Here is a 26,921-nt window from a genome sequence, read left to right as displayed (position 1 = left end):
GGTATATATATGGGCATTGGCTAGAAAATCAATAGCCATCCTCCCGACTTCCTCGAAACTTAAAATTAGATTAATTTTCAACAAAAATAATATTTCTTCGACCATCTCTCTACAAAAAATCATGCGCAGCCAAGCCACAAAGTTTTAAGCTAAATTTATGTTGTGGTTTCTCCAATTAAGTACAACAAGGTGTACTTATTCACAATTCCTGTATAAATAAGTGAAGAGGTAAAACAATGAAAATAGAGTTCGTATTCGATATCGTCTATCCAATGAGTTATGTGGCGTTTGAAAAACTCAAACAACATTGGAATCAACCCATGGCGAAAAAAATCGAATTATTACCTGTGCAAGTTTTACCAGAAATTCCAGAACAAGGCTTAGATGTTTATCAATACCTGACTGAAAGATATGGAACCAAAGAAGCCAATCGTAAACTTGATATGGCAAAATTTGCGGCTTATAGTCAAGATTTAACCGTGGATATTGAGCATATGAAGCGTATGCCCAATAGCCGTTTAGCCCATCAGGCGATATTGGCTTTAGATAATATCTTTGACCAATTCGCGTTAACGCAGGCTTTATTCCATGCCATATTTGCCCATGGTAAAGACATTGCCAACCCTGAAGTGCTGAAACAAATCATTGAAGGTATGGGCTTGGATGGTACGAAAGTTCTACGTTCTATTCAACATAAGGAAATCGCAGACAAACAAACTGAGATTACTCATTATGTACAAGGTTTCGGTAAACATCCTACGCCTTACTATATTGTGGATGGTGAAATTTGGGATAAAACCTTTGATACCTTAGAACTCAAAGACCTGATTACCAACCGAGCGAAAGATGTCGCTTAGGACAACGAGATTTAATTTTACAGCAATAAAAAAGCACTTTTGCTCATCGCAAAAGTGCTTTTTTATCAGGATTTTTACAAAGTATAAGCTTTGAAGTATTGCACTAACCGATACGATGACCAATTCGGTGTAAACGTTTGGCAATTCGACTTGCCACCCAATAAATCATCAAGCTAAAAAATAAACTGAGTGCTGAAATTCCCCATAAAACCTTTTCAACAATGTTCGACCAAAAGCTTGCACGACTCACTTGCGCTTCAACCCCTTGCGCAATCGGGGAAAGCGCTCGATTAAATACCTGATGTTGAATTGTCCATAATTGCTCAGGTTTAAAGCCGTATTCTAAAAAGCGCGAATCAGATTGCTCCGCTTTAATCAATTTTTCTGCATAAACCGTAGCCACGACCTTATCAACTGGTTTATGCATCAACGCGGTTTGTGCCAATAAATAGCTTTGTACTGTTTCAGGCGCATCCGATCTTTGCAGATATTGATAAATAGCGCTTTGCTGAATGTTTTGATCATATTTTATAAATGATTTTAACTCTTTGTCTTCATCATCTTTCAGATCATATTGCACATAAGTCAGACCAGACCAGAGTACAATCAAGGATAACAGCCATGCTACAAATTTAAGGATAAAAGATTGAAAGCGGACTTTAAAAAAGCGAACTTTTTTTAATACACCCACAATAATAAACGCGCCAATAAAAGACACTATTAATTTTAAGATCAACCAACCCAACCATGACAATGCATTCATGAGGTAGTCTGGTTGATGGATATATTCTCTTAACTGCTGATCTAGAATATATGGCAAGTGCAATTGATGAACCTGTTGTGCCACACCAAACAAGTTAAAAACCAATTCCTGTTGAAAAAAAACAGAAACTAAACTTGCGATACCCACAGAGGATAAAACCACAGCCGAAACCATCAAATTCCGCTTTCGATGCTGAAGTATTTTTAATCCATGTTCGATCTGTTGAATATCTACAGGATATTGAGTTTTTTCAGTCAACCTTTACACCTTTAGATGAGATTGTGCCAAGATTTAAGCTTTGGCTTAGGATTGATGTGTACTGGTATCTAATACCAACTGTTGCAAATTCGATTGAAGCGCTTTAATCCGAGTCGAAGCCTCTTCACGTTTTTGCATGCCCTCTTTCTGAATTTGAATGACATCATTTACAGTTTTAATCAGGGTATTTTGAACATGTTCAAGCGTTTCAATATCAATCACTGAACGTTGATTGGCTTTGGCAGTATCCACAGAATTTTGATGAAGTAAATCTGCATTGCGTTTTAATAGCTCATTGGTTGCATCATCAATCGTGTTGGCAAGTTGTACACTATTACGTTGCTCATTTAAAGAAATCGCCAAGCTGATCTGGTTTTTCCATGCAGGTAACGTAATATTTTTAATCGCATAAAATTTATCGACCAACATCATATTATTGGATTGAATAATACGAATCATCGGTAAGGTTTGCATTGCAGATTGTTGCAAGACTTGTAAATCACTGACCCGCTTTTCTAAATTGTTGGCTAAATGGTTAAGGTCATAAACACGCTGATTGGTTTTAGGATCTTGCTCTTGCTGAGATAAAGTGGCAATTTCTTGCTGCACTTCAACTTGCTTGATTCGACCTGCGGCAATATAAATACCCAACTGTCGATATTCCTCTTGAACCCCATTAAACATACGATCTAATGTATCTACCCGCGCTTTTAAACCTGTTTGTGATGTTTCAATTTCCTTGACCAATGAATCTATTTGCTCTTTGGTGGTATTAAAATGTTGATCGAAACTTTGCTTAGCACCTTTAAACTTACTGAGTATGCTTCCAATAAATCCTGAATTTTTTGATTGATTCAAAATGCTGGATGTATTCAATTGCTGAGCAACTTGCACAACTTCATTTAATTTTTGCCCAGTCACATCTAAGTCTTTATTTTTGACCAAGTTGAGTAATTCATCTGTATATGAGGATGTTTTGGTCGCAATATTTTTACCATATTCAGCTACGGATGCATGATTAATATTGGCTAGGTCTTTATGCGCATTAACAACCTCATTAAAATCTTCGGTGTTTAAACCTATTTCTTTCAAATTCAATTGTTCAAACTTTTGTAATTCCAACGGCGTATTGGATTGTTCAGTTAATGCTTGATGATTCGAATCACTCATACTTCTATCCTATTTATTTTCTAATGATTTCTTTAATGATTGAATTAATTTATCACGACTTTTATCCAATTCTTCAGTCGTTGTAAAAGAATTCTGCGCACTACTCTGTTTGACATGATATTGCCATGCAGGAATCAGCACATGTTGAGCTTCATTAAAGCGATCAAGCAAGCTCAATGAAAGTTGTTGTGTTAGCTGCATTTGTGCTAACGCAATATCATTACTGGCTTGTAGCGTTTGTAGCGTATTGACCTTCTTAGACAGCCGATCTGCAAAATTATCCAAGGGATGACGATGTTGTACAAAAGCAGGATATTCATGTAAAAATTCCTGCGCTGCACGAATATATTTCGCCATTTGCTCTCTTAAGCCATTGGCTTGCTGGAATCTTGCTTCCGACTTTTGAATTTCGATTTGTAATCTTTGACTCAAATGTTTGGCTTCATCAATTAAACTTTCTAAATCATTTAAATATTTGACTTGTCCAACACTAAACTCCAAATCCAAGCCTAACCATTTTTGTATCGCATTGAATTTACGTTGATTTAGCTTTTTCTTGGATGCAGATAATTGCTGAATAATTTGTGCAATAATTTGACTCAGCTTTTGCGTCAAACTTGGATCAATGGCTTTTAACAGTACCGATTGTGCTTGAATCAACTGATCGGCATACAAATTCAGTCGTGTTTGATTGTCGAGTAATGGAACCAAATCATTTCTTTTAATCGAAAGTAATTCATCAGAACTACATGAGATCTGTTCAAGCGGTGTAAGTACAGTAAATTGCTTCATATCAGTTCAAAATGAATAACTTTTCAATGATTTAAGGGAAATCAGTCAACAAACCCTTTCTATTTAAAACTTATAATACAAATTAGGAAGAAAGCCCATACAAATAGCAAAAAACATACAGATAGCAAAAAGCCAGTTTCTAAAAACTGGCTTTTTGCTATAACACAATGCGTTAAAACGATTATTTTAGGTATATTGAGTTTCCTGTTATTGCTTTGACTGTCTATTCGCTTGATAACGACGATAACCTGTCAGCCCTAACAGCCCAAGAAGACTCAACCAACCCAATGAACCACCGCCACTGACCCGTGGGCTTCCTGGCGCAGTACCTGAGTTTTTCAAAGTAACAGTAGCCGCTTCAACACTACTATTTTCAGGAGTAGAAATTTTCCCATCCGCATCATACACATAGTAGGTAAATTTATAACTAAATGGATCAAGTGTATTTCTGAGTTGGATATGGATTTTGCCACCATAGCAAGTATATTTATTGTCGCTACCAGGACAAGGCCCACTACGATCCGCGGTAATGACCACAGGATCGAGGTTTTTACCAATTCGAATTGGCAATTCAACCCCATCTGTATTGACATAAAATTTTGGTTTATTCGGCTTCTCTGTTAATGCAGCAGCATTACCATCACCATCATCATTTGCATATTGCAGTAGATCTACATCAATCGCTTTGGTTGAGCCTTGTTCAATATTAAATGTTGCATCTTTAGCAATAGGTGCAATATTGGTAAAGCTTCCAATCACATAGGCTGAAGAGCTAATGCTTGGATCTGTCTTTAACTCTAGTTTATAGCTACAGAATTCATTGTCACCTGATGGTGTAACATTGTCATCTATACGCCATAACATAATTCTCTTTAAGTCTTTATTCCATACACAATCGAATTTTGGCTCTTTTTTACCTACAAATTGTTTCTTATCATTTAATACGCCGACACCAAGTGGTTCTACAATCACATTATAATTGTCTGCACTTAAATGTTTTACCACTCGCACATCATTACCAGTAGCGTCTTTGGTTATAATTTCCGCAGGCAAATTGGCTACAAAAGGATCAACAAAGATCGTGCGATATTTCTGGTCTGATTTGGTGTATTTGATTAAATTACTATACAACTCTGATTGAATTTTATAAAAAGGAATATATTCTTGTTTGGTCGCTGGATCTGCAATCAACTTATTATAATTATCCAATATGTTTTGATAAGAATTAAGTGCCACAACAACCGAAGTATTACTTGCACTCAGGTTATTGGCAGTGAGACGTAAAACCTCTGTCGAGCCAATATCACATGAGTTTGCCACATCATTGGGACCATTTGAGTTCTCCGCAATCACGCGTGTAACACCACGCTGATCAACGCCACTACAGCCCGTATAACCAATATCAACCAAGTCTTTGTCTGTGCCTAAATTTTTAGGAAAATACATCGGCATAAAGCCTGTAGACTCACTCGGCGGTTCTATCTTATTTAAAATAGTCGTAAATGCAATATTACTCACATCAAATGTATGATCTTTATCCTCTTTCCTTACTTCCTCTGCAACCTCACATTGATCATCACCAGCAGCCAATTTTAAAGCATTGTATGTAAGCACTACACCTGAACCTTCAACTTTACTCACATCACCATTTGCATAACGGCAAGATTTTCCAGTATTGTAAGCCAAAATATTATTACTTAATGCTTTTATACCATTGTAACCATACAATAATGTTGCCCAAGCATTATTATTGACAATGGTATTACTGATTAGTGATAAAGAAGAAATATCACTAAAGTTAACCTTTCCTTGTGGTGTCAATTGGCTAAATTGAATGATACGACCTTGACTTGCACTTGCGATATTGTCAGTAATCGTATTTGCAGTAAAGGTCACTGTAGGTTGCCCACAAAAATTAAGCATGCTTAAACTATCTGCAGCACCATTACCAATAAATGTTACCCCACTCACGGCGATATTACGTTTGGTAAACTCTAAATTATCAGCACAGGTCATTCCAAGTACACTGCCCTGTTCAGCTTTATTAGCCTGAAATACACCATAATTTATGGTCAGAGAACTTGAAACATCATTTAAATAAATTGCCCCACCTGCTTTCGCATTGGAATCTATAATATTTACATTATTTAAGGTGAGTGCACCGCCAGCATAAATTGCTCCACCCACATTATTATTGCTGTCATTTAAACTCGAGCCATTTTTTAAAATTACATCATTCAGCGTTAGACTCGGCTTATTTTCATAAATGGTATTGAAAATACGTGAGTTACCTTGACCTGAAATTGTGGTTCTTATTGGGGTTGCAGCAGGGAAATTATTGGTCAATACATCTGGGCGACTATAATCACCTGGCTCTTTACCAATGATAGAAACATCTGAGTTGGGTCTTAATTCTTTAGTCAGCTTATATTCACCTGCTTCCAACTGAATCACATTGGGTACTGTTGAATAAACCTGTCCTGCACTACAGCCACCATAAGCTTTATGTGTTGCGGCGGCGTGTAACGCTTCTCTTAATGAACACTTGTCAGGATTTGTCCCATCCTCATCATCAAAGGTGGTTACATAAATCGTTTTATCTTCTGCCGCCATCAAAGACATGGTCGACAATACAACAAGTGTCAGAAATCCTTTTTTATAATTTTTCATGTGCAATCCTTTACTTATGCTTGATCCGTCGATAGCCAGCTAAACCAATCAGTCCAATGATTGAAAGAAATCCTAAACTTCCACCAGAGGTCTTTACTTTATAGTTTTTAAAATCATCTGGCTTTCTTTGTACAATTCGTGCAGGAATCGTAATATAAGGATTATCCGATTTATTAAAACTTGTGGTCGATGTCACCACATTAATTTTAAATTCATCTGAACCTTGCCATTGACCGTTCGGTGTATACACAATATCACCTGCCTGATTTATCGTCATGGTGCCTTTAGATGGCGTATTGGTTTGAATAATCTTTAAACAACCTATTTGCCAAGGCTTACCATTGTCATCCAATTCGCGATTAAAAATTTGTTTACACTTTTCAGCACTAACAAGTTCACCATCTTGTAATTGATCAGAGATTGAAAATTTAGCTGTTTCACCATATAAAATATCTTGCCCTACGGTCGAAATGTTTCCAAGATCAATCACCAGTTCAATCGCACCACGATCACATAATTCTGAATTGGAATTTCTCTGTTTACTTCGCTGGTCAAGAGTCGAACAAGCTGTTATTTTATCTTGAGGTTCTGGACCATGGTTAATAATCACAGAATCTTCAGCAGAATTATAACTCGGTAAAATTCTTGGTAAAAAATAACCTAAAGCTACACTCGGTGCCTCAGTAAATGGGCATAAAATCCCATTGCTACTATAGTCACACTTGCCTTCTGTGGTACTTCCAGCAATCAGTTGTATATTGCCCAAAGCTGTCGCTTTAAGACCATTACATCCTGAAGAATAGAGGTTATTTTTGATCTGCTCTGCTTCACCGCCAGCTACAATCGTACAATCTTGTGTACCATTTTTGGCAATAATACTATTTGCGACAAAACCTTTCTTTTGAGGGGCGTCTACAATAAGGCCCATGCTATTGAGGATCATGGTGATATTATTGAGCTGCATAGCATCGTAGACTTTAACCACATAGCCTTTATTGTTAAAAATCGTACTATTTTCAATCCCATAGGGCGCATTAGAACCAAAGGCTTTTAGTGCATCTTCAGAAAATTGATTTTGTGTTTCAAAGTTTGAACTTGTAGCATCAGTAACTTCATTATCTCGAATCAATGATTGTGTGATAACAAATGCAGGTAATTCAGTATAAATTACACCACCTTTTTCTGCTTTATTGCCTTTGATTAAGGTCTTGTTAATAGCAACGATACTTAATGCGGTATTCGCAGCATAAATACCTGCATTATAGATTGCACCACCTTCTTCAGCATGGCCATCTAAAAGCTGGCTATTACTTATCCCCAATGCTTCTTTGTTATAGATCAGGCCGCCTTGCTTAGCACATACATCTTGGCCACAGCCTTTCAGGGTAATTTCATCAAATGAAACTTTCAGCATTGCAGGTGGTGTCTCTGCTTTCTCATCTATATCTTTTTCGATCTGAAATAAACGTTCTTTTCCAACCATTTTAATAATGGCATTGTTTTTACCTACAAGCGTTTGTGTATTATTTACGTTACTTTCATAGGTCGAACCAAATGCGACATCCTTTAATATTCGGATTTGCTTATTCAGTGAATACTCTTTATTGCCTTGTAATATAATTTTTGCAGTCACCTCTTTGCCGCCACCACAACCATTATAGCCAGCTTCAGGCATTCCCTGATTGACGTATTCAACTGCTTCTCTTAATGAACACTGATTATCAGCTTTTACAATATCGTCTGTGGTAGTCACAGTAATATTTGCACTAAATGCCTGACCAGTAATACATAATAATCCTAAGCCTATGCCCCGTTTGAGCATTATAGTCTCCTTGATTTCTTTTAATTATTTCTTATTAGCCAGCATTACGCTTTGCTATCAGTCCTTTTTGCGTACTTTGTCACACACAATAAAAATTCTCAAGAATTTTCATCGGCCGATCTATTGACTTCACTTCTTGTGTTACGCGCACTCAACAATAGTAAAAATCAACTATTGTCGATATTCATCAATCAATGCATAGAGCTGTCTTAAAGTTGCATGAGATAATTTAGTCTTCTCACCCTTTAATAACTTTTCTAGCTGTTCAACAGACTGAAGTAGTGTACTCGTTTGATGTGGCCCATGTAATAGCAAATATTCCGTTATTTGTGGGTCAAAATGTACACCCCGACGTTCCAACACAGAATGCAATAAAGCATGTCGATCTGCATAGGACTGTCCACTCGGTACTTTTACACTGACTGCCTGAGTAAGGCGAGATTGTAGGTCTGGTAATTCTAGCTTTAATTCTATCGGCGCAAATCGTGATGAAAACACCAACTGTCCGCCATCTTCGTTATTGTTATTAATCAGATGAAATACCGCTTTTTGCCAATGTGGTACACCACTAATAGCCTCGATATCATCCAAGGCAACCAAATCATAGCTTTCTAATGAGGTAATTGCCTCGATGGGCGCATCAAGTAATTCTAACAGCGATACTTTAATCGCAGATTTGCCAATCTCTAAATAAGAATCGCAAATCGCCGTGAGTAAATGACTTTTTCCAGTTCCAGCACCACCATAGATGTAGAAACGATTCATCAGCCCTGCATGAAGCTGACGCACAGCATCAATTACAGGTCCCCAACCTGGCCCAGAAAAATCACTAATTCTGGCATCCAGTTGTGGTTCTATATCCAACTGTAATTGACGCATATATTCAAATCATTCCTAAAGTGGATTTTGATCATTTTTAATCGATTGATCAGTATCTTGCGTGTTTTTAACTTCAATATCAAGATCAACTTTGTCGCTTTCGACTGAAATTGTTTCAGTAGTGCCATTATTTTGTATGGTCACTAAAGTATCCTCTGCTTTAAAGAACTGACTTTCTTGATATAAATCTTTGAGATGCTTGAGTAAAACCACGATAACAGCTGCAACTGGCAGTGCGATCAACATCCCCACAAAACCACCCAACTGAGCCCCCGCAAGTACTGCAAATACCACAGCTACAGGAGATAAACCAATTTTATCGCCCAATAAGAACGGCTGAAGAATATATCCTTCGATGAGCTGCCCTACACCAAATACGGCCAGAACCATTAATAAATGTTTTGGATCTAGACCAAACTGGAAAAAACAAGCAATCACTGCCGCAATAATTCCGACACCAAAGCCAAGATATGGAATGATACTGCACAGCCCCGCAATCATACCAATAATTAATCCGACCTCTAAACCCACCAACTGCAAGCCTACGGCATAGACGATTCCCAATAAAATCATCACAAGGAACTGTCCTTTGACAAAAGCCCCCAAAACACTATGACATTCACCAACAATTTTAAGTACATTGCTTTCATATTGACGAGGAATAAAACTTTTCAAGTGTTCCAACATCCGCTTCCAATCAAGCAAGAAATAGAATGCAATAATTGGAATTAAAACAATTGTTCCGCCGATCGAAATAAAACTCAGTCCAGATTGGGCAATTTTTAAAGCCATCGCTTGGATACTGTCCGCACTATAGTTGGTCTGAACATACTCCATCACTACTTTAGAAATTTGGTCTGTATCCAATTCCATATGTTCAACATTGAAATTGTTGGATAACCACGGTAGGAAAGTAGAATTCACCCAATGTATTCCCGCAGGAATACTGTCACGGGCATAAATTAATTGTTTCCAAACCAAGGGCACAACAAACCATATTGCCCAAGTCAGTAACACGCCTATTCCAATAAAGACCACCGAAATAGAGAGCCACCTTGGTAAAACTTTTGACAGCTTATCCACCACTGGACTAAATAAATAGGCAACCAGAAAAGCCGCAACAAAAGGAATCACTACAGGTTTTAATAAATATAAAATCCATAAAACTAAAGCAATTCCAGCAAGGATAAAAATTCGTTTTAAAGTCCGATCGTGCATCGAATCACGCCTTTTTCAAATTTATTCGTTATGGAGGGGAAAATATTTTCATAAAGATAGCATTTTAGTGCAGAAATAACATAAGAGTTTCGTATATTCGGGTATAATCCCCGCGCGAATGCGGAGACTTCAATTATGAGCAACTCAACTTCTACCCCAAACACTGGTTTAAGCTATAAAGACGCTGGTGTCGATATTGAAGCGGGCGACGCACTTGTCGATCGAATCAAATCTGTCGCTAAACGTACAACACGCCCTGAAGTAATGGGTGGTTTAGGCGGCTTCGGCGCACTTTGCAGAATCCCTAAAGGTTATGAAGAACCTGTTCTTGTATCTGGTACAGATGGTGTCGGTACAAAATTACGTTTAGCATTGAACTTAAATCGTCATGACACGATTGGTCAAGACTTGGTTGCAATGTGTGTAAACGATCTTCTTGTATGTGGTGCTGAACCTCTATTCTTCCTCGATTATTACGCAACTGGACATTTAAATGTTGATGTTGCTGCAAATGTTGTGACGGGTATTGGTAAAGGTTGTGAGCTTGCAGGCTGCGCATTGGTCGGTGGTGAAACTGCTGAAATGCCTGGAATGTATGAAGGTGAAGACTATGACCTCGCAGGCTTCTCTGTGGGTGTAGTTGAAGCAAGCAAAATCATTGATGGTACCAAAGTAAAAGCAGGTGATGTTCTAATCGGCTTAGCCTCTTCTGGTGCACACTCAAACGGTTATTCTTTACTTCGTAAAATCTTAGACGTGAAAAACGTCGATTTAACTCAAATTGTAGATGGTCGTCCGCTTGCTGATGTTGCAATGGAACCAACACGTATTTATGTAAAACCAGTGCTTGAACTGTGCAAACAAGTTGATGTCCATGCAATGGCACACATCACAGGCGGCGGTTTACCTGGTAATTTACCTCGTGTACTTCCAAATGGTGCTCAAGCGGTGATTAATGAATCGTCTTGGCAATGGCCTGAATTGTTCAAACTTTTACAACGTGAAGGTGCTGTAGAACAATTTGAAATGTACCGTACATTTAACTGTGGTGTGGGTATGGTCATCGCAGTTGATGCTGCTGATGCTGACAAAACTATTGAAGTTTTGACTGCTCAAGGCGAAAAAGCATGGACAATTGGTCATATTCAAGAAAATGCGGCTTCTATTGAAGGCGCAGATGAAAAAATTCGTGTGATTTTTGCATAAGTCTCTCACATGATTAAAATTGCTGTACTTGTCTCAGGCAGTGGAAGTAACCTTCAAGCCTTGATTGATGCCAATCTTTCAGGGCAAATCGTGGGGGTCATTTCCAATAAACCTAAAGCATTTGCCTTAGAACGCGCTGCAAAAGCAGGCATTGCAACCACGGTGATTGAGCATAAACACTATCCTGATCGTGAAACTTTTGATGCTGTCATGCATCAACAATTACTGGATTGGGATGTTGATTTAGTCATTCTCGCTGGTTTTATGCGTATTCTCAGTGCCAAATTTGTCCAAGCATGGGAAGGGAAAATGGTCAACATCCACCCTTCACTATTGCCCTATTACAAAGGCATGCATACACATCAACGTGTTTTAAATACCGGTGATGTTTTACACGGGTGTACTGTGCATTATGTCACTGCTGAGCTAGATGCTGGACAAGCGTTAACTCAGGGTGTTTTAACAGTCGATCTACATGATAATGTGCAATCCCTTGCAGCACGTGTACATGTACTTGAGCATTTAATTTATCCTCAAGCAGTTGAGTGGATCTGTAACGGCACCATTCAACACTTGGAAAATGGTCAGGTTTTATATAAGGGACAAGCACTTAAACAGCCAATTCAATTTTGCCAGCTTTAAGTATTGCTTGATTTAAAATACTGTCGAAAAAAATGCATCCTCGGATGCATTTTTTATGGCTAAACGAAATTTTTTGTGCAGTAACCTTATATAACAATAGGTTTATAGCAGCACAGTCGCTTGAACTGCTGCGTTTGACATAAAAAGATTTGAATCAATTTATGGGAAAAACAGCTGACTTTTTAGCGATAGGTCCTAATAAAAAACCTTTATTTAGCGAGAGGTACAACCTGCCACTCATTCAACGACTGATTAATGGGTATTAGATAAATTCTGTTGAATCAGCTTTTTAATTAATTCAACTGTTTCAACTGGATGTTCCAAAGGAAACATATGTCCTCCAGCCGTCAGGGTAAAAGGAATATTAAATTTCTTTTTGGCAATTTGTGGAAATTTACGTTTTAAAAAAGGACTCTCTGAACCAATCACCAAATTTACAGGAACTTGTGGCTGTGGATGCGGTAACCACCAATAAGAAGGACCTGTTCTAAAAATTGCAACTTCAACATCTTTAGGAATAGTTAAAGTTACGCCACCACGAACATGGTCTTCTGTTAGCGCATAATCGATATAAGCCTGAAAGCAATCTGCATCAAAATGCTGATAAAACCCCTTTGGACGTAACAACTCTGCGGCTTGTTGACGTGATTCCCAATGATCTCGACGGCGTATGCTGAGATGCGCTGGTGTCATTGCATCGATTTTTTGAGGATAAAATTTCTTTGCAAGATTAAAAACCAAGGAGGCTGTCCCCATAATCAAAGGAGGATCCAATAAAATTGCTTGTTCAAATAAATCTGGGCGCTTAAATGAAGCCAAAAAGGTTGCCACAGCGCCTAATGAATGGCCTAAACCAATTACTTTACGTCCATTAGACTGTTGCACAATACTATCAATCACTTGATCTGCAAAATTCGACCAATTGCTATCAATCGGATAACGTTGATCTGTACCTAACAGAGAAACATAAATCACATCATATTGATCTTTCAGTAAATCAAACAGTTTGGTATAGACTGGAGATGGCACACCATTGGCATGGGCAAAATGAATAACAGGTTTCATGTGAGATAGGCTAACCATGTCTTGCTTTACACTCTAAATATGATGAATTGAAAATACTGTAGCTGATAAATAGGATTCAGTTAAACATTTTAAGTGAACTCCGTGCTCTTGTTTTGCACTTAGTAATGCCACTCAAATGAATTAAACAGGTTTAAAGCAGTTATAAAGGCTTAAGCTAACAAGAAAATAGCGCTTTAAGATTGTGCTTGGCTTAATTTTTCATTTTTCTTTTTTTTCATACACTTTGTTTTTACTTCATACAGGTTGGATCAGTAAACAGCAATGCTACCACTATATTACTGTTTACTGATCCATAAAACCTAGACTATTGCATTTTCACATCTTGGTTCATACCAAGTTTTTGGCTCACAGCTTCACCTAAGCCATTCCCCATTTCTGAACCTAAACGGCCTAGAACGGAGTCAAATGGGCTACGCTCAACTGTATAATTGACTGTCTTTTTCACTTTTAGTTCGCGTTTCAATGTTTCGATATTTCCTGCTTTATCTGCGATACCCAATTTAATGGCTTGGTCACCTGTCCAAAATAAGCCAGAGAAGATCGCTGGATCTTTCGATTTCAGCTTTTCACCACGGCCTTTTTTCACAGCATCGATAAAGTGATCATGAACATTGTCCAATAAAGCTTGAATATGCGCACGTTGTTCTGGATTAATCGGCTTGGTCATACTGAGTATGTCTTTATTACTTCCCGAAGTCATGGTACGGTCTTCAACACCTAATTTTTGGGCTAAACCATTTACACCATAGTTCGGCATAATTACACCGATTGACCCCACCAAACTCGATGGATTTACCCAAATTTCATCTGCTGCTGATGCAATATAGTACGCACCTGAAGCACCCATATCACCAATCACAGCATAGACTTTTTTCTCTGGATTCTGTTTTTTAAGATACTGAATCTCTTGCCAAATATCATCAGACTGAACCGGTGATCCACCAGGTGAATTCACATTCAATACAACAGCTTTGGCAGACTTTGCTTCAAAGGCTTTCTTTAATGATTTAATCGTATCAGTACTATTTACGCCTTGACTGCTTGAATCAATCGTACCAACAATATTGACCACGCCTAAATGATTCTCTGAGGTTATTGTTGCATCATCTGAACCAGATAATGAACAACTCTTACCCAGTGCAACTAAGACAAACAGAATATAAAGAAAAGTGAGTATTTTAAAGAAGATCCCCCAACGACGAGTACGACGTTGCTCTTCAACTGAAGCAAGCACAGCTTTCTCTAAGATCTTCCATTCCTGACCTGTAGGCTGTTGACCCGCAGAGGAATTCAAATTTGTATTGTCATTTTGAGGTTTCGGCGGCCAATCTGACATTTATACCATCCAAATTAATTATTCATGCTTCATTATATACACGGAATCCGTATAATCTATTTAATCATTACGATTTAACTTATAATAATTTGCTAAATCTCACCATTACTTAACTTCTGCATTAATTTTAGATCCAGATGACTGATAAACATAAGACTACAACTTCGCGACTCCTCAATTTTTTCAGCCGACTGCCGATCCCAATCGCGCGTTTTATCGCGCGTATTTTGGCAGGACTGGTCAATTTATTACATATCACAAAAACATCTGAAACCATTCGTCTAAATATTGAAATTTGTTTTCCAGATCTTGACAAACCTAAACGCGAGAAAATTACAGAACAGGCGATTCGTAACGAACTCCAATCTTATATGGAGTTCTTTACGGTTTGGGGTAGTTCCAATCAAAAAAATATCGATCGTATTCATCATGTTGAAGGTGAACACTATTTTCATGAGGCCATTGCTGAAAAAAAAGGGCTGGTATTGATCGTGCCTCATTTCGGTACATGGGAAATTATGAATGCATGGTTTGCCCAATATACCCAAATGACCATTATGTATGAACCGATTAAGGATGAAAGTGCGGATCGTTTTGTACGTGCAGCACGAAGTCGTGAAAATGCCACATTGGTTCCAACAGATGAGTCTGGGGTACGACAAATATTTAAGGCGTTAAAACAAGGTGGTACAACTGTGATTTTGCCTGACCATTCACCTCACCAAGGTGGAGAACTGATTGAATATTTTGGGATTCCACTCTCTTCGAGTAATTTAAGTGCCAAACTAATCCAAAAAACCAAATCCAAAGCACTTTTCTTATATGCAATCCGAAACGACAATCAAGGTTTTGATATGGTGGTTCAGCCGATTGATGAAAATATCTATCAGGTGGATGCCAATCAAGGCACACATATCATTTACACTGCGCTGGAAAAATTAATCTGCCAATATCCAGAACACTACCACTGGAGTTATAAACGCTTTAAAGCTCATCCAAAACTTAAACAAATTTATAATGTACCCAATAAAGAAGCGATGGAAATGGTCACTTCAGTCCGCAATGATGCGATTACGGAAAGTGAGCCACTTTAAAGTTTGGCGATAACCGGTCACCTCCATCTGCCCTTGCGGATTTAGCTTAAATTGAATAGAACCTTGTTCAATCGTGGTTTTGACTGGAATGTTCAACACCTCTAACCGTTTCAATACAATCGGATGTGGATGGCCATAACGGTTGGCATATCCAGCCGATACAATCGCAAGTTTAGGTTGTAACTGCTTTAAAAAGGCATAAGAAGAACTATTTTTACTGCCATGATGACCCAGTACTAAGACATCGACCTTTAAATCGGGATATTGTGTTAACAGCTTAAATTCTGTTTCCCATCCTGCATCCCCCATCAATAAAAAGTTTTGATATGACTTTGACTGAGGGACTTGGATATAGATCACACAAGACAGTTCATTTCGATCATAGGCAGCTTTACTTAGGCTATTTTTATCAGGTGCCAAAACTGAAATTCGAACATCTTCATATTGCCAATATTGTCCTTGATGGCAATAGTCAAAGTCATACAGGTTAAAACGTGCATCTGTTTCATTTGAATAGACTTTGTTCATTTTGATCACTTTCTCTATTTCTGCAAATGCACCACTATGGTCTTGATCTAAATGCGTCAAAACCACCTGATCCAATTGGGCAATCCCTTGTCGCATCAGATATGGAATGATGACATTTTTGCCGATACTAAATCTTGCTTCATCAAATGAACCGCCTGTATCAATCAGCATTTTATGTTGGGGTAGGTTTAAAAAAATAGCCTGCCCTTGCCCAACATCTATGATATCCAGTTGAAATATTGCAGAACTCTTATGCGAGATCACTAAGGGGATTAAACAGAGTATTGCCCAAAATTTTGGCAGCACACCTTTGGGCAAAAATAAAATAAACACAGCCAAAGCAATGCAAACGATTTCTAGAGAATTAAATGCCCACCAATTCAATTTAAAATTGAGTAGCTGATCTAATCTTTCCAGTAGGTACAGCAACATAGACAATAAAAGATCAGAAATCGTGAAAAGCCATAATCCCAAAGGTTCAAATAGCATACTTATACATGCGGCCAACACTTCAATGGGGACAATCAGTGCACCGATCATTGGAATTGCAAGCAAATTGCTCAAAGGTGTAATCCACGAAAATTGTTGAAAAATCCACAGCACCATTGGCAGTAATGCAATAAATATTTTCCATTGTGAATCAATTAATACCCGTATAAATAGCTTGGTCTTGGTCTTCCATGTCTCTACAGTTGGGAGAGCATGTTGTTGAACCGTTTGATAGACGCGAATCAAAATAAAACATGAACCAAAGGACAGCCAGAAAGCAGAAGATAAGATACTAAAAGGATCAAGCAGCAATAAAATACTAGCGGTCAATAATAAATGTTTAAGTGGTTGAATTTTTTGCTTGAATAAAATAATAACGCTTAGGATTGAGACTGTTAGCATGGTTCTTAATGCAGGAATTTCAAAACCAACAAAAGCACTATAAAACACCACACAGGCTAAAAATGGATAAACCAATAAATAAGGTTGTGGAATATTCAAAAAAATCTGTGGATAAACTTTTTTAATGATTGAATTAAATAGAAAGCAAAACAATGTTGCAAAAATTAATACGTGCGGCCCAGAGATTGCAAGTAAATGGGAAATACCCATGCTCTTAAACAGGTCTTGAGTTTCATTTGCCAAGAGACTTTCATCCCCTGTCAATAATGCGAGGACTAAACCCTTATTTTTTAATAAAGAATCGGCAATTAAATCGCGAAACTTTAAACGTAAGTTCTCGATACTAAGTTGAATTCTATATCGCACGCTATTTTGTTGCTCAACAAAGCTGCTATAGCCCAATTGCTTCACTTGATTTTCATCGATATGTTCAACTGACTGGGGCTTGAATACAGCCAGAATATTTTCTTGTAGAAACCATTTTTCTTTATCAAACACCCCAGCTACAGCATAACCATGAATCGGTTTGATATGCCCTGTAACCCGATAATATTGTCCCAGCTGGATCATTTCAGACTGTGAACCATCCAGATACATCAACATTTGTCTGACTTTGTTGGGTTCGAGTAGCAATACTTTTTGTTGGATACGCTGTTGAGCTTTTGGCAATTGAGTATTGGAGGATGAGTCTGTTTGCTTAATGCTATTTATGTTAGAAATATAAATAATTTTTTCAATTTGATGAGGTGGTGTATCACGTAAACTTAATCTTTTTTCGAGTGCGGAATCTGCATAATAAAAACCAAGGAGACCACTTGATATCCCCACAACACTGAGAGAAACCAACTTAAATACAACAGAATTGATCAAGCTATAGTTTAAGCATCGACCTACACATAACACTAGGCTTAATGCTAAGCTGATCCAAATCAAGAGATTTAAATAAGCGGGTGAATAATATCCCATAAACGAGATACCCAATATCCATCCGATTAAAGCAATGTACATATACATAGTTTTCTATTTATTGTTTTCAGTGTTTATTTATTGATTAAGCCCAATCAGATTGGGCTTAAGTCTAAAAATTATACATCAATTCAGCATGATATCATCAAAATAAATGCTGACTTAACCATCGATCCAGATACCATCTTGCATATGTAGGATTCTATCAGCTGATTTTGCCAGTTGCTCATCATGCGTCACAATCAACATAGCCATATTAAATTCCTCACGCAAATCACGCAGTAATTCAAAAATAGATTTTGCTGTTTTCCGATCCAAATTCCCTGTCGGCTCATCGGCTAACATCAACTTCGGTTGTGTGACCAAGGCTCGTGCTAAAGCCACACGTTGACGTTCACCCCCCGATAGCTCACCAGGTTGATGCGTTAAACGATGTGATAATCCAACCCGTTCAAGCAAATATTCAGCACGTTCTTTAACCTTTTTATATTCGGCATCTTTTCTTAACATCAACGGCATCGCGACATTTTCAAGCGCAGTAAATTCAGGCAATAAATGATGAAACTGATAAACAAAACCTAAATGTTCATTGCGTAAAAAGCCGCGTTCAGCTTCACCTAAGTTATCAAAACGTCTGCCATTTAAATTGACAAGACCTTGGGTAGGACGATCAAGTCCGCCCAAAATATGTAAGAGTGTGCTTTTACCTGAACCACTTGAACCCACGATAGAGACAAACTCACCTTGCGCGACTTGCAAAGATAAACCTGTAATCACGTCTACATGCGACTTACCATCCGTAAACGACTTATAGATATTTTGTGCCTCTAAAACCACTGGACTTTGTGTAGCACTATTCATAACGAAGCGCCTCTGCAGGTTGAATTTTAGCTGCTCGCAATGCAGGATAAATGGTTGCAATAAAGCTTAGGCCCAAAGACAAGCTGACAATCACCACTACATCTTGCCATCTTAAATAAGAAGGTAAGTAGTTGATAAAATAGGCATCGAATAAATGTAATCCAAATGCAGTATTCAACCAGCCAATAAAGTTACTGATTCCTAATGCAGAGATAATCCCCAAAATTGCACCAGCAACCGTTCCAACCACACCAATCACAGTCCCTTGCACCATAAAAATGCGGGTAATTGTTGCTGGTGACGCGCCTAATGTTCTTAGAATCGCGATATCTGATTTTTTATCCGTCACAACCATGACCAATGAAGACACAATATTAAACGCAGCAACAAGCACGATGAGGAATAACAATAGACTGACCATTGCCTTTTCCATTTGGATTGCGCTGAATAAATTACCATGCGTATAGGTCCAATCTGAGGCATAGAAACCGCTCGGTAACTCACGAACAATTTCATTGGCAACCTGTGGCGCTTGGAAAATATCATCCAATTTCATACGCACACCTTGTGCACCATCAGGTAGACGTAATAGCGTAGATGCATCATTGAGTGCGATGTAACCTAAACTCGAATCAACTTCCGCACCAATACTAAAAATACCGACAATTTTAAAACGTTTAAAACGGGGTACAACGCCTGCTGGCGAAGGAGTTGCTTCAGGTAAAACCAAGGTAACATTGTCATTTAGACCAAGGCCTAACGCATCAGTCATTTGTTTGCCTAGAACAATGCCATATTCACCTTTTTTTAGTTGATCTATGCTACCTTCCACCATATGATTTTGGATAATTGAAACCTTCTTTTCATATTGAGGTTCAATACCGGTCACCATGATCCCAGCGACTTGTCCTTGTGCGGTAAGCATACCTTGTAGTTGTGTAAATGGAGCAACACCAGTTACATGCTTATGTTGTTCAATTTTCTTTGCAAGCACAGGCCAGTCTGTTAGAATTTGTGTTGAAGAAACAGTGGCTTGAGGTATCATACCTAAAACACGGTTCTTTAACTCTCGGTCAAAACCATTCATAACAGATAAAACTGTAATCAGTACAGCAACCCCTAAGGTTAGACCGATCATGGAAACCAAAGCGATAAAAGAAATAAAGTGATTACTACGCCGTGCGCGAGTGTATCTCAACCCTATATACAGCGAGATTGGTTTAAACATACCATTCTAGTCCGAGGTGTTTTATGGAAGCGTTACAGCATCAAAATGAAGCAAATGAACGTCGTGTCATGTCACGAATCGATGCTGCGTTAAGGATCAACTATCAAATCATTTCTGAAGAAGTTGCGCTGAACGATCCATATGATGCTAATTTTGTATTACCGCGCTATTTTCTACTACTTGCAGAATTAGATCAATTTGATCATGCACTTCACTACGAATTAGAACAATTAAATGAAAAAGATCAACAAATTGCTCGAATCTTATCCTTATTCAACCAAAAGTTAAACCTTATTACTGGTTCTCTTTACGATTCTATTGTACAAACCATGTTACCAACGCCACAAAAAGTCAATTTTTCTGAAAGTGGCTTTAGTTTTACCAGTCAACAATACCTGAAACAAGGTAGCTTTATTCATGTCACCCTGAGTCATCCTGAAAATTTCTTCCATATTGCAGCAACTGCACAAATTGCGTACTCAGAACCTGCTGATAATGAGCAATATCGTGTAGGTGCTTACTTCATTACTTTACATCCACAAGATAAAGTCAAACTGGCTGAATGTATTCAACAGAACATCACCCTACAAAATAATTGATATTGCACATATGGACTCTACTTTATTCGCTTTTGCCTTGATTGCCTTAGGTATGGCACTCACCCCTGGCCCAAATATGATTTACCTGATCTCAAGGTCCTTGTGTCAGGGCAAAACTGCGGGAATGGTTTCATTGGGCGGCACAGCGCTCGGTTTTATATTTTATATGCTATGTGCTGCTTTTGGGATCACCGCTTTATTAATGACCATTCCAATTGCATACGATGTTTTAAAAATTGCTGGTGCACTCTACTTAATTTATCTTGGCTGGAAAGCAATTCGCTCTCCTCACTCGCCTTTTGAGATTGCCAGTCAACAGTCTTATTCTAATTCAAAACTATTTTTGATGGGCTTTTTGACCAATCTACTCAATCCTAAAATTGCGATGATGTACTTGGCTTTACTGCCACAATTTATCAAACCACACCAAGGCGATGTTTTAGTGCAAACGCTGAGTTTAGGTTTTGTGCAAATTGTGATTAGTCTACTCGTCAACATGCTGTTGATTTTTACTGCCAGTTCATTTACCCAATTTTTAAATCGTCATGCACTTTGGCTAAAAGTACAAAAATGGTTTATGGGTACGGTATTTTTTGGCTTAGCAACACAAATCATGCTGAGCTCCAAAAGATAAAACCAAACAACCTAATATAAATTTAAATGTTTTCAACAAGATGTAGCCGAACCAGCTATATAGTAATACGTATCAACGTATATCCAATGATATCCATCTTAGCCACACCCATAAAAAAACGACTCAAAGTGGAGTATTTACTTTGAGTCGAATGTACTGATTTAAAAAGTTTCTTTTTGATAAGCAATTATTCTGCCAACTTATGAATTCGCTTGGCATAACTTGAATGGGCAGAATGATCAAGCTTAGTCAAAATACCATCATCCCCCAAGATACGACGGGCACCTGTTTGCGCCCATTGCGGCAATAGAGCATAAGCACTATGTACTGTTTGCAAGTAATCAGGTACCGCAATAAATAACCGCGGCTTAATTAAAGCACTCACAACTGCATCGGCAACCTGCTGTGGTGTCACCGCTGGAATCGTTTTTGCCGCATTTTCTGTTCCAGCGGTGAGCTCTGTTAGCACTTTACTGGGTAAAATTGCAGTGAACTGAATAGCAGAATCACGAAACTCACCTGCAACTGCTTCGGTGAGACCAATCACAGCAAATTTAGTCCCTGAATAAACCGCAGAACCTGGTAAGGCAAAACGCCCTGCAAGTGAGGCGATATTGACAATATGGCCTTGTTTATATTTAAGCAATTCAGGAAGTGCCAATTGCATACCAATGATGACACCACGAAAGTTAATATCGATTTGTGCATCTGCTAAAGCGGGATCTTCATCCAGAAAAGCCCCCATCGGCATAATCCCCGCATTATTCACTAAAGCATAAAGACTGCCATAATGTTGAATGGTGTTTTGAATAAATTGAGCAAATGATTCACGATCACGCACATCCACTTTAAAAGCTTTGGCACCAATACGTTGTGCTTCTTTTTCAGCAAGTGCTAAATCGAGATCACCAATACTGACTTTTGCACCTTGTGCAATTAAAGCTTCCGCGGTAGCTAAACCAATACCACGTGCGGCACCAGTAATCGCAATCACTTTATCTTTTAATTTTTGTTTTTTAAACATTGCGTTATCCTTTATTTAAAATCTTGGTAAATTTCACATCCATACTCTTTTATAGGCTTGCCTCTTTTATGGACACGCCTCTTTTATAGACTGGAATATGATGAAAGTTAAAATCTCTTTTTCATACAACATCTTCTTGCTTTAAGCATGTGCTTGGTTCAGCTTGATGATCAATCAGATACTCAGCTAAATTAAAATGTTTCATCTTTTCTCGGAGTTTATAGGTTGACCATGGCCAAACTGTACTGTTACGTCCATTGCGATCAATAAAATAGCTTTGACATCCACCCTTATTCCATACTGTGGTTTGCAAAGCTGCTTGGACTTTTTCATTAAAAACTTTGGTGATTTTGGGATTTGGTTCAATGGTCTTGATGCCCAATTGAATTGACTGTTTCAAAGCATCGATAATGTAATCAAGCTGAGCTTCAATGATAATAAATGCTGAGGAACTCACAGCGACATTTGGACCAAACATCAGAAAGCCGTTTGGACAATTTTCTACCATTGTCCCCATATAGCCCTCAGGACTCCCCTGCCAAACATCTGACATACGCTGTCCAAAACGGTTATAGACACGATTGGCGATTGGCGGTTCTGCAATTTCAAACCCCGTACCCAGAATAATTACGTCAGCTTCACAATGTTCACCATTACTTGCAATTAAGGTATTGCCTTTAATTTCAGATAAACCGCTGGCAATCACTTCTACATTGTTTTGTGCTAAAGCAGGATACCAATTGTTAGATTGCAAAATACGTTTACAACCAATAATAAAATTGGGGGTTAATTTTTCTCGTAGTTGTGGGTTTTTAATATGGTAATTTAAATGCCATTTGGCTAATTTTTGAAATTGCTTCATAGCCGCAGGACTTTGAATTCCACCATTTATCGTTTCAAAAATTCCATAGACTGAGCCTCGCATCAGCTGTTGAGTCAGTGGTAACAGCTTAAACATGGCACGAACGGGTGCAAGTAATGGCATGTCAGACTTTGGCAAAATCCATTGTGCAGTACGTTGAAAGATCGTCAGTTGTTTAACTTGGGGTTGAATCTGCGGAACAAACTGGATGGCCGAAGCACCTGTTCCGATCACCGCAACCCGTTGAGCTGTTAAGTCCAAATCATGACGCCATTGTGAAGAATGGAAAATTTCCCCTTTAAAAGTTTCAATACCTTTAACATCAGGCAATACAGGTTCATGCATAGGGCCACAAGCAAGAATTGCAAATTGAGAACGCAACTCGCCCTGTTTGGTTTGAATAATCCAGCAATTTTCCACATCGGACCACTGTGCTTGTAAAGCTTCACGATTCAAATGCACATGTGGCATGACCTTGTACTTATCGACCACATCAAATAAATATTGTTTAATTTCTTTTTGCTGTGCAAAGACCCGTGACCATGCAGGGTTTTGTTCAAAAGAGTATGAATAGAGCGCGGATGGTACATCACAGGCACAACCCGGATAGGTATTTTCACGCCAGACCCCGCCCATTTCAGCAGCCTTTTCCAGCAATATGAAATCTTCAATCCCTGCTTGTTTTAATTTGATCGCAGCACCTAGACCAGCAAAACCACCACCTACGATAATCACTTTATAAAAGTTTTTATCTTTGGTACTTTTTTTCATTTGTTCCATGTTGAAAATCGCTTAGAATATAAACAATAGGAATACAATGTCAAAAACGGAATGACTTGTCAATTTCCATTGTTTAACAATTTTGAATATTTATTTGGTATTCTTTGCCTATGAATGAACCAACTTTAACTCGTGCAGAACGTCAACGTATCCAATTACAAGCTGATATTTTAGAAGCTGCGTTTTTAGAATTTTCTGAGCGTGGATACCATCAAACAGCAATTTCAGATATAGCCAAACGCTTAGGCATTGGTCATGGTACTTTTTATCGCCATTTTGAAAATAAACGCGATATCTTGCAGCATGTTATTTCTGATACCATGCAAAAAATCATGGCGTTGCTTACTGGTGAAAATGCACCTCAAGCAGTGAATAATATTGAAGAGTACCGTGAACAATGTCAGCGAATTTCTGAACGCTTCCGTCTTTTTGCACAAGAGAATCCTCTAACTCTAAAATTATTATTACTTGAAGCAACCTCGATAGATGCTGAAATGACCAGATTTATTCAAAACTTGATGCAAATGGCGGGTATTTTTACTGCCAACTATTTAAAGCATGGGGTAGATTCTGGCTTTTTTCGTGAGAATTTAGATTGTGAAAATACGGGGCATAATATCATTGGGATGATTACCAATGGGGCTTTACGCTTTTTAGCCAACCCTGAAGATCTTAAAGGTTTAAAAAACTATGGCGATTCGATTATTGAATTAATCATTGGCGGAGTTGCTAAGGCATCAGCCTGATTTATAGCAATCAACAGAATATAAATTAAACTGTTTTCTTTATCTCATTCAATCCTACGGGTTATGGTTATTTTGTGAAGACATGAATGTCACCCTTGGACGGAGATATAGCCTCAACACAGTTTTTCACTTTTTATCCTAAGATTGAAATAATACTTTAATTTACTTAAAAACTGTCCATAATCTATGTTATGGACAGTTTTTTAAAGAGAAAAACATACAATCATATTGAAGATAAGTTTGCATTTTTAAATGCTATTTTTTATAACGAATACAATTACGCCCATCTTTTTTTGCCAGATATAAATATTCATCAGCAGCTTTAAACACCTTATGGATGTCGGTAGAAATTTCAGGCCAATGCGCTATTCCTATCGACACGGTAATCGCAGGTATTTCTCCGATTGGCGTTACTTCTAATGCCTGCCGAATCCGTTCTGCAATATTAATGGTTAAATTTTGGCTATCGATAGGGCTTAGAATCACAAATTCTTCCCCACCAATCCGACAACAAACATCAATACTTCTGACACAATCTTTAATATTTTGTGCAGTCTTGGTCAGGACTAAGTCGCCTTTTTCATGTCCATATTGGTCATTAATTTTTTTAAAATAATCGATATCTACGGCGATAATTGCAAACGGTGCATCATTTTTCATTAAACGTTCAATATGCAACTCCATCCCTCTACGGTTATAAAATCCTGTTAACGGATCTGTATTTACATAATGATTAAGTGTGGAGATTTTTTTCTTAAAATTTGAAGAGCTCTGTAACAGTGAGCGTTTAAAATTTCTCACCTCATAATATAAGGCATCTACATTTTTAATTTGAGTTGCGGTCTCTGGATTATTGAGATGACTCGCCATGGTTGCTAAGCGGTTTAATGGTGCTGAGATATAATAGGATATCTTCCAAATAATCAAAAAGATTAAAATATAAAAACCAAGCATATAAGCAATAATTTTATAAATCAGATACGGAACTTTTTCTAAAAGCTTATGGGTTGGTTGTTGCGAAACAATGATCCAGTTGGTATGGCTTACTCGGGCAAAACCCGCTAAATTATCTACCCCTTTACTATTGATCAGTCTTATTTTTCCAATCATATGAGTAGACATATAGTTAAGGCCGGTATTGTCTGTTGCAAGAGTACCGATTCGACTCGCATCGGGATGAAAAATAATTTTTCTATTGCTATCCAATACATACATATAGCTGTCTTTATAGTTAAAGCTCAGTGTTAATAATTCATTAATGATATTTTTTTCTTTTAAATAAATTGCCCCACCAATAAAGCCCAGATATTTTTTGTTTTTATCAAAAATAGGCTGTGAAATAAAAACAATTAAATTGTTTTTGATTGAGTAATATGGGCTTGTGATCACCGTGTTTTGCGTTTCAATGGATTGTTTAAACCCAAGTGTTGTATTCACCACATTTTTATTAATGGCAATTTTTGACGGTGAATAATTCAGTACATGCCCGTATTTATCTGAAATAATCACACTGTCAAAGTAATTCGATTGAAATTTAAGTCGGTCTACTTCTGACTGTTTAAATTGCTCGTCATTAAATGAATCCCCCAGTAAAGTGGCACTATAATTTAACTGCTTTAATACAGTCTGAATTTGAGAATCCGTTTTTTGGGCAATCTTAGTGGCATATTCCATATTTACTGAAAGAGAAGTATCTAATAGTTCTTTTTTTTGAATAGAATAATTCACGAAAAGTGAAGCAATAAATAGAATGGCGATGCTGAATATTGCTAAAAAAAGAATAAGTTTTCTCAGATTTAACTTTAAACAAAATATGAGTTTTTTCAGTTTCATGAGGTCATTTGCAAAACAGCATTTGATTGAATTTTATTCTTTTTTACTTAGTATTACTACAATATTTTTACCATTGTTTAATTTATTTTCATGATTTTTAAATGGTTTCCCTTCACATCATTTTTAAGAAAATTTCTTGAAGATAATCATCTGGCTTTGGTCAATGGTGTTTTAGC

General features: G+C 37.7%; 22 protein-coding genes. 7 read left to right on the top strand and 15 right to left on the bottom strand.

Annotated elements, in window-relative coordinates:
- Positions 1 to 236 precede the first annotated feature (236 nt).
- Positions 237 to 857, top strand: a complete 621-nt coding sequence (locus tag AS4_RS07075; RefSeq protein ID WP_004721747.1) for a DsbA family oxidoreductase — start codon at positions 237 to 239, stop codon at positions 855 to 857.
- 103 nt (positions 858 to 960) lie between these two features.
- Here AS4_RS07075 and AS4_RS07070 read toward each other — a convergent pair whose 3' ends face one another.
- From AS4_RS07070 to cxpE, 7 genes are all read right to left on the bottom strand, one after another.
- Positions 961 to 1,878 carry a hypothetical protein gene (locus tag AS4_RS07070; RefSeq protein ID WP_167468936.1) on the bottom strand — a complete coding sequence of 306 codons (918 nt, stop codon included), beginning with the start codon at positions 1,876 to 1,878 and terminating at the stop codon, positions 961 to 963.
- 45 nt (positions 1,879 to 1,923) lie between these two features.
- Positions 1,924 to 3,048 (bottom strand): toxic anion resistance protein, encoded by a 1,125-nt coding sequence (locus tag AS4_RS07065; protein WP_004820278.1) that lies wholly within the window; start codon positions 3,046 to 3,048, stop codon positions 1,924 to 1,926.
- 9 nt (positions 3,049 to 3,057) lie between these two features.
- Complete coding sequence (locus AS4_RS07060; protein ID WP_004820275.1) at positions 3,058 to 3,840, bottom strand: hypothetical protein; 783 nt, start codon at positions 3,838 to 3,840, stop codon at positions 3,058 to 3,060.
- Between the two features lie 207 nt (positions 3,841 to 4,047).
- Positions 4,048 to 6,510, bottom strand: a complete 2,463-nt coding sequence (locus tag AS4_RS07055; protein WP_096733664.1) for a CSLREA domain-containing protein — start codon at positions 6,508 to 6,510, stop codon at positions 4,048 to 4,050.
- A gap of 10 nt (positions 6,511 to 6,520) precedes the next feature.
- Positions 6,521 to 8,332 (bottom strand): rhombotarget A, encoded by a 1,812-nt coding sequence (gene rbtA / locus AS4_RS07050; RefSeq protein WP_096733663.1) that lies wholly within the window; start codon positions 8,330 to 8,332, stop codon positions 6,521 to 6,523.
- Between the two features lie 171 nt (positions 8,333 to 8,503).
- Positions 8,504 to 9,211 carry a DnaA regulatory inactivator Hda gene (gene hda / locus AS4_RS07045; RefSeq protein ID WP_004721759.1) on the bottom strand — a complete coding sequence of 236 codons (708 nt, stop codon included), beginning with the start codon at positions 9,209 to 9,211 and terminating at the stop codon, positions 8,504 to 8,506.
- A gap of 15 nt (positions 9,212 to 9,226) precedes the next feature.
- A complete protein-coding gene (cxpE, locus tag AS4_RS07040; protein WP_004721760.1) occupies positions 9,227 to 10,429 on the bottom strand; it encodes a chloramphenicol efflux transporter CxpE in 1,203 nt (400 codons plus the stop codon).
- Positions 10,430 to 10,564: 135 nt separating this feature from the next.
- Between cxpE and purM the strand changes: the two genes are divergently transcribed.
- Together purM and purN are read left to right on the top strand one after the other, a co-directional pair.
- Positions 10,565 to 11,635 (top strand): phosphoribosylformylglycinamidine cyclo-ligase, encoded by a 1,071-nt coding sequence (gene purM, locus AS4_RS07035; protein WP_004721761.1) that lies wholly within the window; start codon positions 10,565 to 10,567, stop codon positions 11,633 to 11,635.
- 9 nt (positions 11,636 to 11,644) lie between these two features.
- A complete protein-coding gene (gene purN / locus AS4_RS07030; RefSeq protein WP_096733662.1) occupies positions 11,645 to 12,277 on the top strand; it encodes a phosphoribosylglycinamide formyltransferase in 633 nt (210 codons plus the stop codon).
- Positions 12,278 to 12,529: 252 nt separating this feature from the next.
- Here purN and AS4_RS07025 read toward each other — a convergent pair whose 3' ends face one another.
- Positions 12,530 to 13,342, bottom strand: a complete 813-nt coding sequence (locus AS4_RS07025) for an alpha/beta fold hydrolase (protein WP_167468935.1) — start codon at positions 13,340 to 13,342, stop codon at positions 12,530 to 12,532.
- A gap of 325 nt (positions 13,343 to 13,667) precedes the next feature.
- Positions 13,668 to 14,699, bottom strand: coding sequence for a signal peptide peptidase SppA (sppA, locus tag AS4_RS07020; protein WP_034613188.1), 1,032 nt, complete (start codon positions 14,697 to 14,699; stop codon positions 13,668 to 13,670).
- Positions 14,700 to 14,836: 137 nt separating this feature from the next.
- On the opposite strand from sppA, the gene AS4_RS07015 reads away from it, so the two are divergent.
- On the top strand, positions 14,837 to 15,793 hold the full coding sequence (locus tag AS4_RS07015; RefSeq protein WP_096733660.1) for a lysophospholipid acyltransferase family protein: 957 nt from the start codon (positions 14,837 to 14,839) through the stop codon (positions 15,791 to 15,793).
- Here AS4_RS07015 and AS4_RS07010 read toward each other — a convergent pair.
- The 3 genes from AS4_RS07010 to AS4_RS07000 form a co-directional block, all read right to left on the bottom strand.
- A complete protein-coding gene (locus AS4_RS07010) occupies positions 15,752 to 18,220 on the bottom strand; it encodes a DNA internalization-related competence protein ComEC/Rec2 (RefSeq protein ID WP_227548136.1) in 2,469 nt (822 codons plus the stop codon). The genes AS4_RS07015 and AS4_RS07010 overlap by 42 nt on opposite strands.
- A 120-nt stretch (positions 18,221 to 18,340) precedes the next feature.
- Positions 18,341 to 19,039, bottom strand: coding sequence for a lipoprotein-releasing ABC transporter ATP-binding protein LolD (gene lolD, locus AS4_RS07005; protein ID WP_096733658.1), 699 nt, complete (start codon positions 19,037 to 19,039; stop codon positions 18,341 to 18,343).
- Entirely contained in the window at positions 19,032 to 20,267 is a 1,236-nt protein-coding gene (locus AS4_RS07000; protein ID WP_004721775.1) for a lipoprotein-releasing ABC transporter permease subunit, read from the bottom strand. The genes lolD and AS4_RS07000 overlap by 8 nt, the downstream gene beginning before the upstream one ends.
- A gap of 23 nt (positions 20,268 to 20,290) precedes the next feature.
- On the opposite strand from AS4_RS07000, the gene AS4_RS06995 reads away from it, so the two are divergent.
- Entirely contained in the window at positions 20,291 to 20,866 is a 576-nt protein-coding gene (locus tag AS4_RS06995) for a PilZ domain-containing protein (protein ID WP_034613173.1), read from the top strand.
- Positions 20,867 to 20,876: 10 nt separating this feature from the next.
- A complete protein-coding gene (locus AS4_RS06990) occupies positions 20,877 to 21,500 on the top strand; it encodes a LysE family translocator (RefSeq protein WP_096733657.1) in 624 nt (207 codons plus the stop codon).
- Between the two features lie 187 nt (positions 21,501 to 21,687).
- Here AS4_RS06990 and AS4_RS06985 read toward each other — a convergent pair whose 3' ends face one another.
- Positions 21,688 to 22,524 (bottom strand): SDR family oxidoreductase, encoded by an 837-nt coding sequence (locus tag AS4_RS06985; RefSeq protein ID WP_096733656.1) that lies wholly within the window; start codon positions 22,522 to 22,524, stop codon positions 21,688 to 21,690.
- A gap of 121 nt (positions 22,525 to 22,645) precedes the next feature.
- Entirely contained in the window at positions 22,646 to 24,166 is a 1,521-nt protein-coding gene (locus tag AS4_RS06980) for a flavin-containing monooxygenase (protein ID WP_096733655.1), read from the bottom strand.
- Between the two features lie 110 nt (positions 24,167 to 24,276).
- Here AS4_RS06980 and AS4_RS06975 point away from each other — a divergent pair, with 110 nt between their 5' ends.
- Complete coding sequence (locus AS4_RS06975; protein ID WP_096733654.1) at positions 24,277 to 24,912, top strand: TetR/AcrR family transcriptional regulator; 636 nt, start codon at positions 24,277 to 24,279, stop codon at positions 24,910 to 24,912.
- Positions 24,913 to 25,167: 255 nt separating this feature from the next.
- On the opposite strand, the gene AS4_RS06970 is transcribed toward AS4_RS06975, so the two are convergent.
- The gene (locus AS4_RS06970; protein WP_034617569.1) at positions 25,168 to 26,745 is read right to left on the bottom strand and encodes a sensor domain-containing diguanylate cyclase; all 1,578 of its coding nucleotides are present in this window, start codon (positions 26,743 to 26,745) and stop codon (positions 25,168 to 25,170) included.
- Positions 26,746 to 26,921 lie beyond the last annotated feature (176 nt).

Source organism: Acinetobacter guillouiae, assembly GCF_002370525.2.
Taxonomy (GTDB): domain Bacteria; phylum Pseudomonadota; class Gammaproteobacteria; order Pseudomonadales; family Moraxellaceae; genus Acinetobacter; species Acinetobacter guillouiae.
The sequence above is the reverse complement of the archived record's forward strand: the minus strand, read 5'-3'. Positions and strand labels throughout refer to the sequence as shown.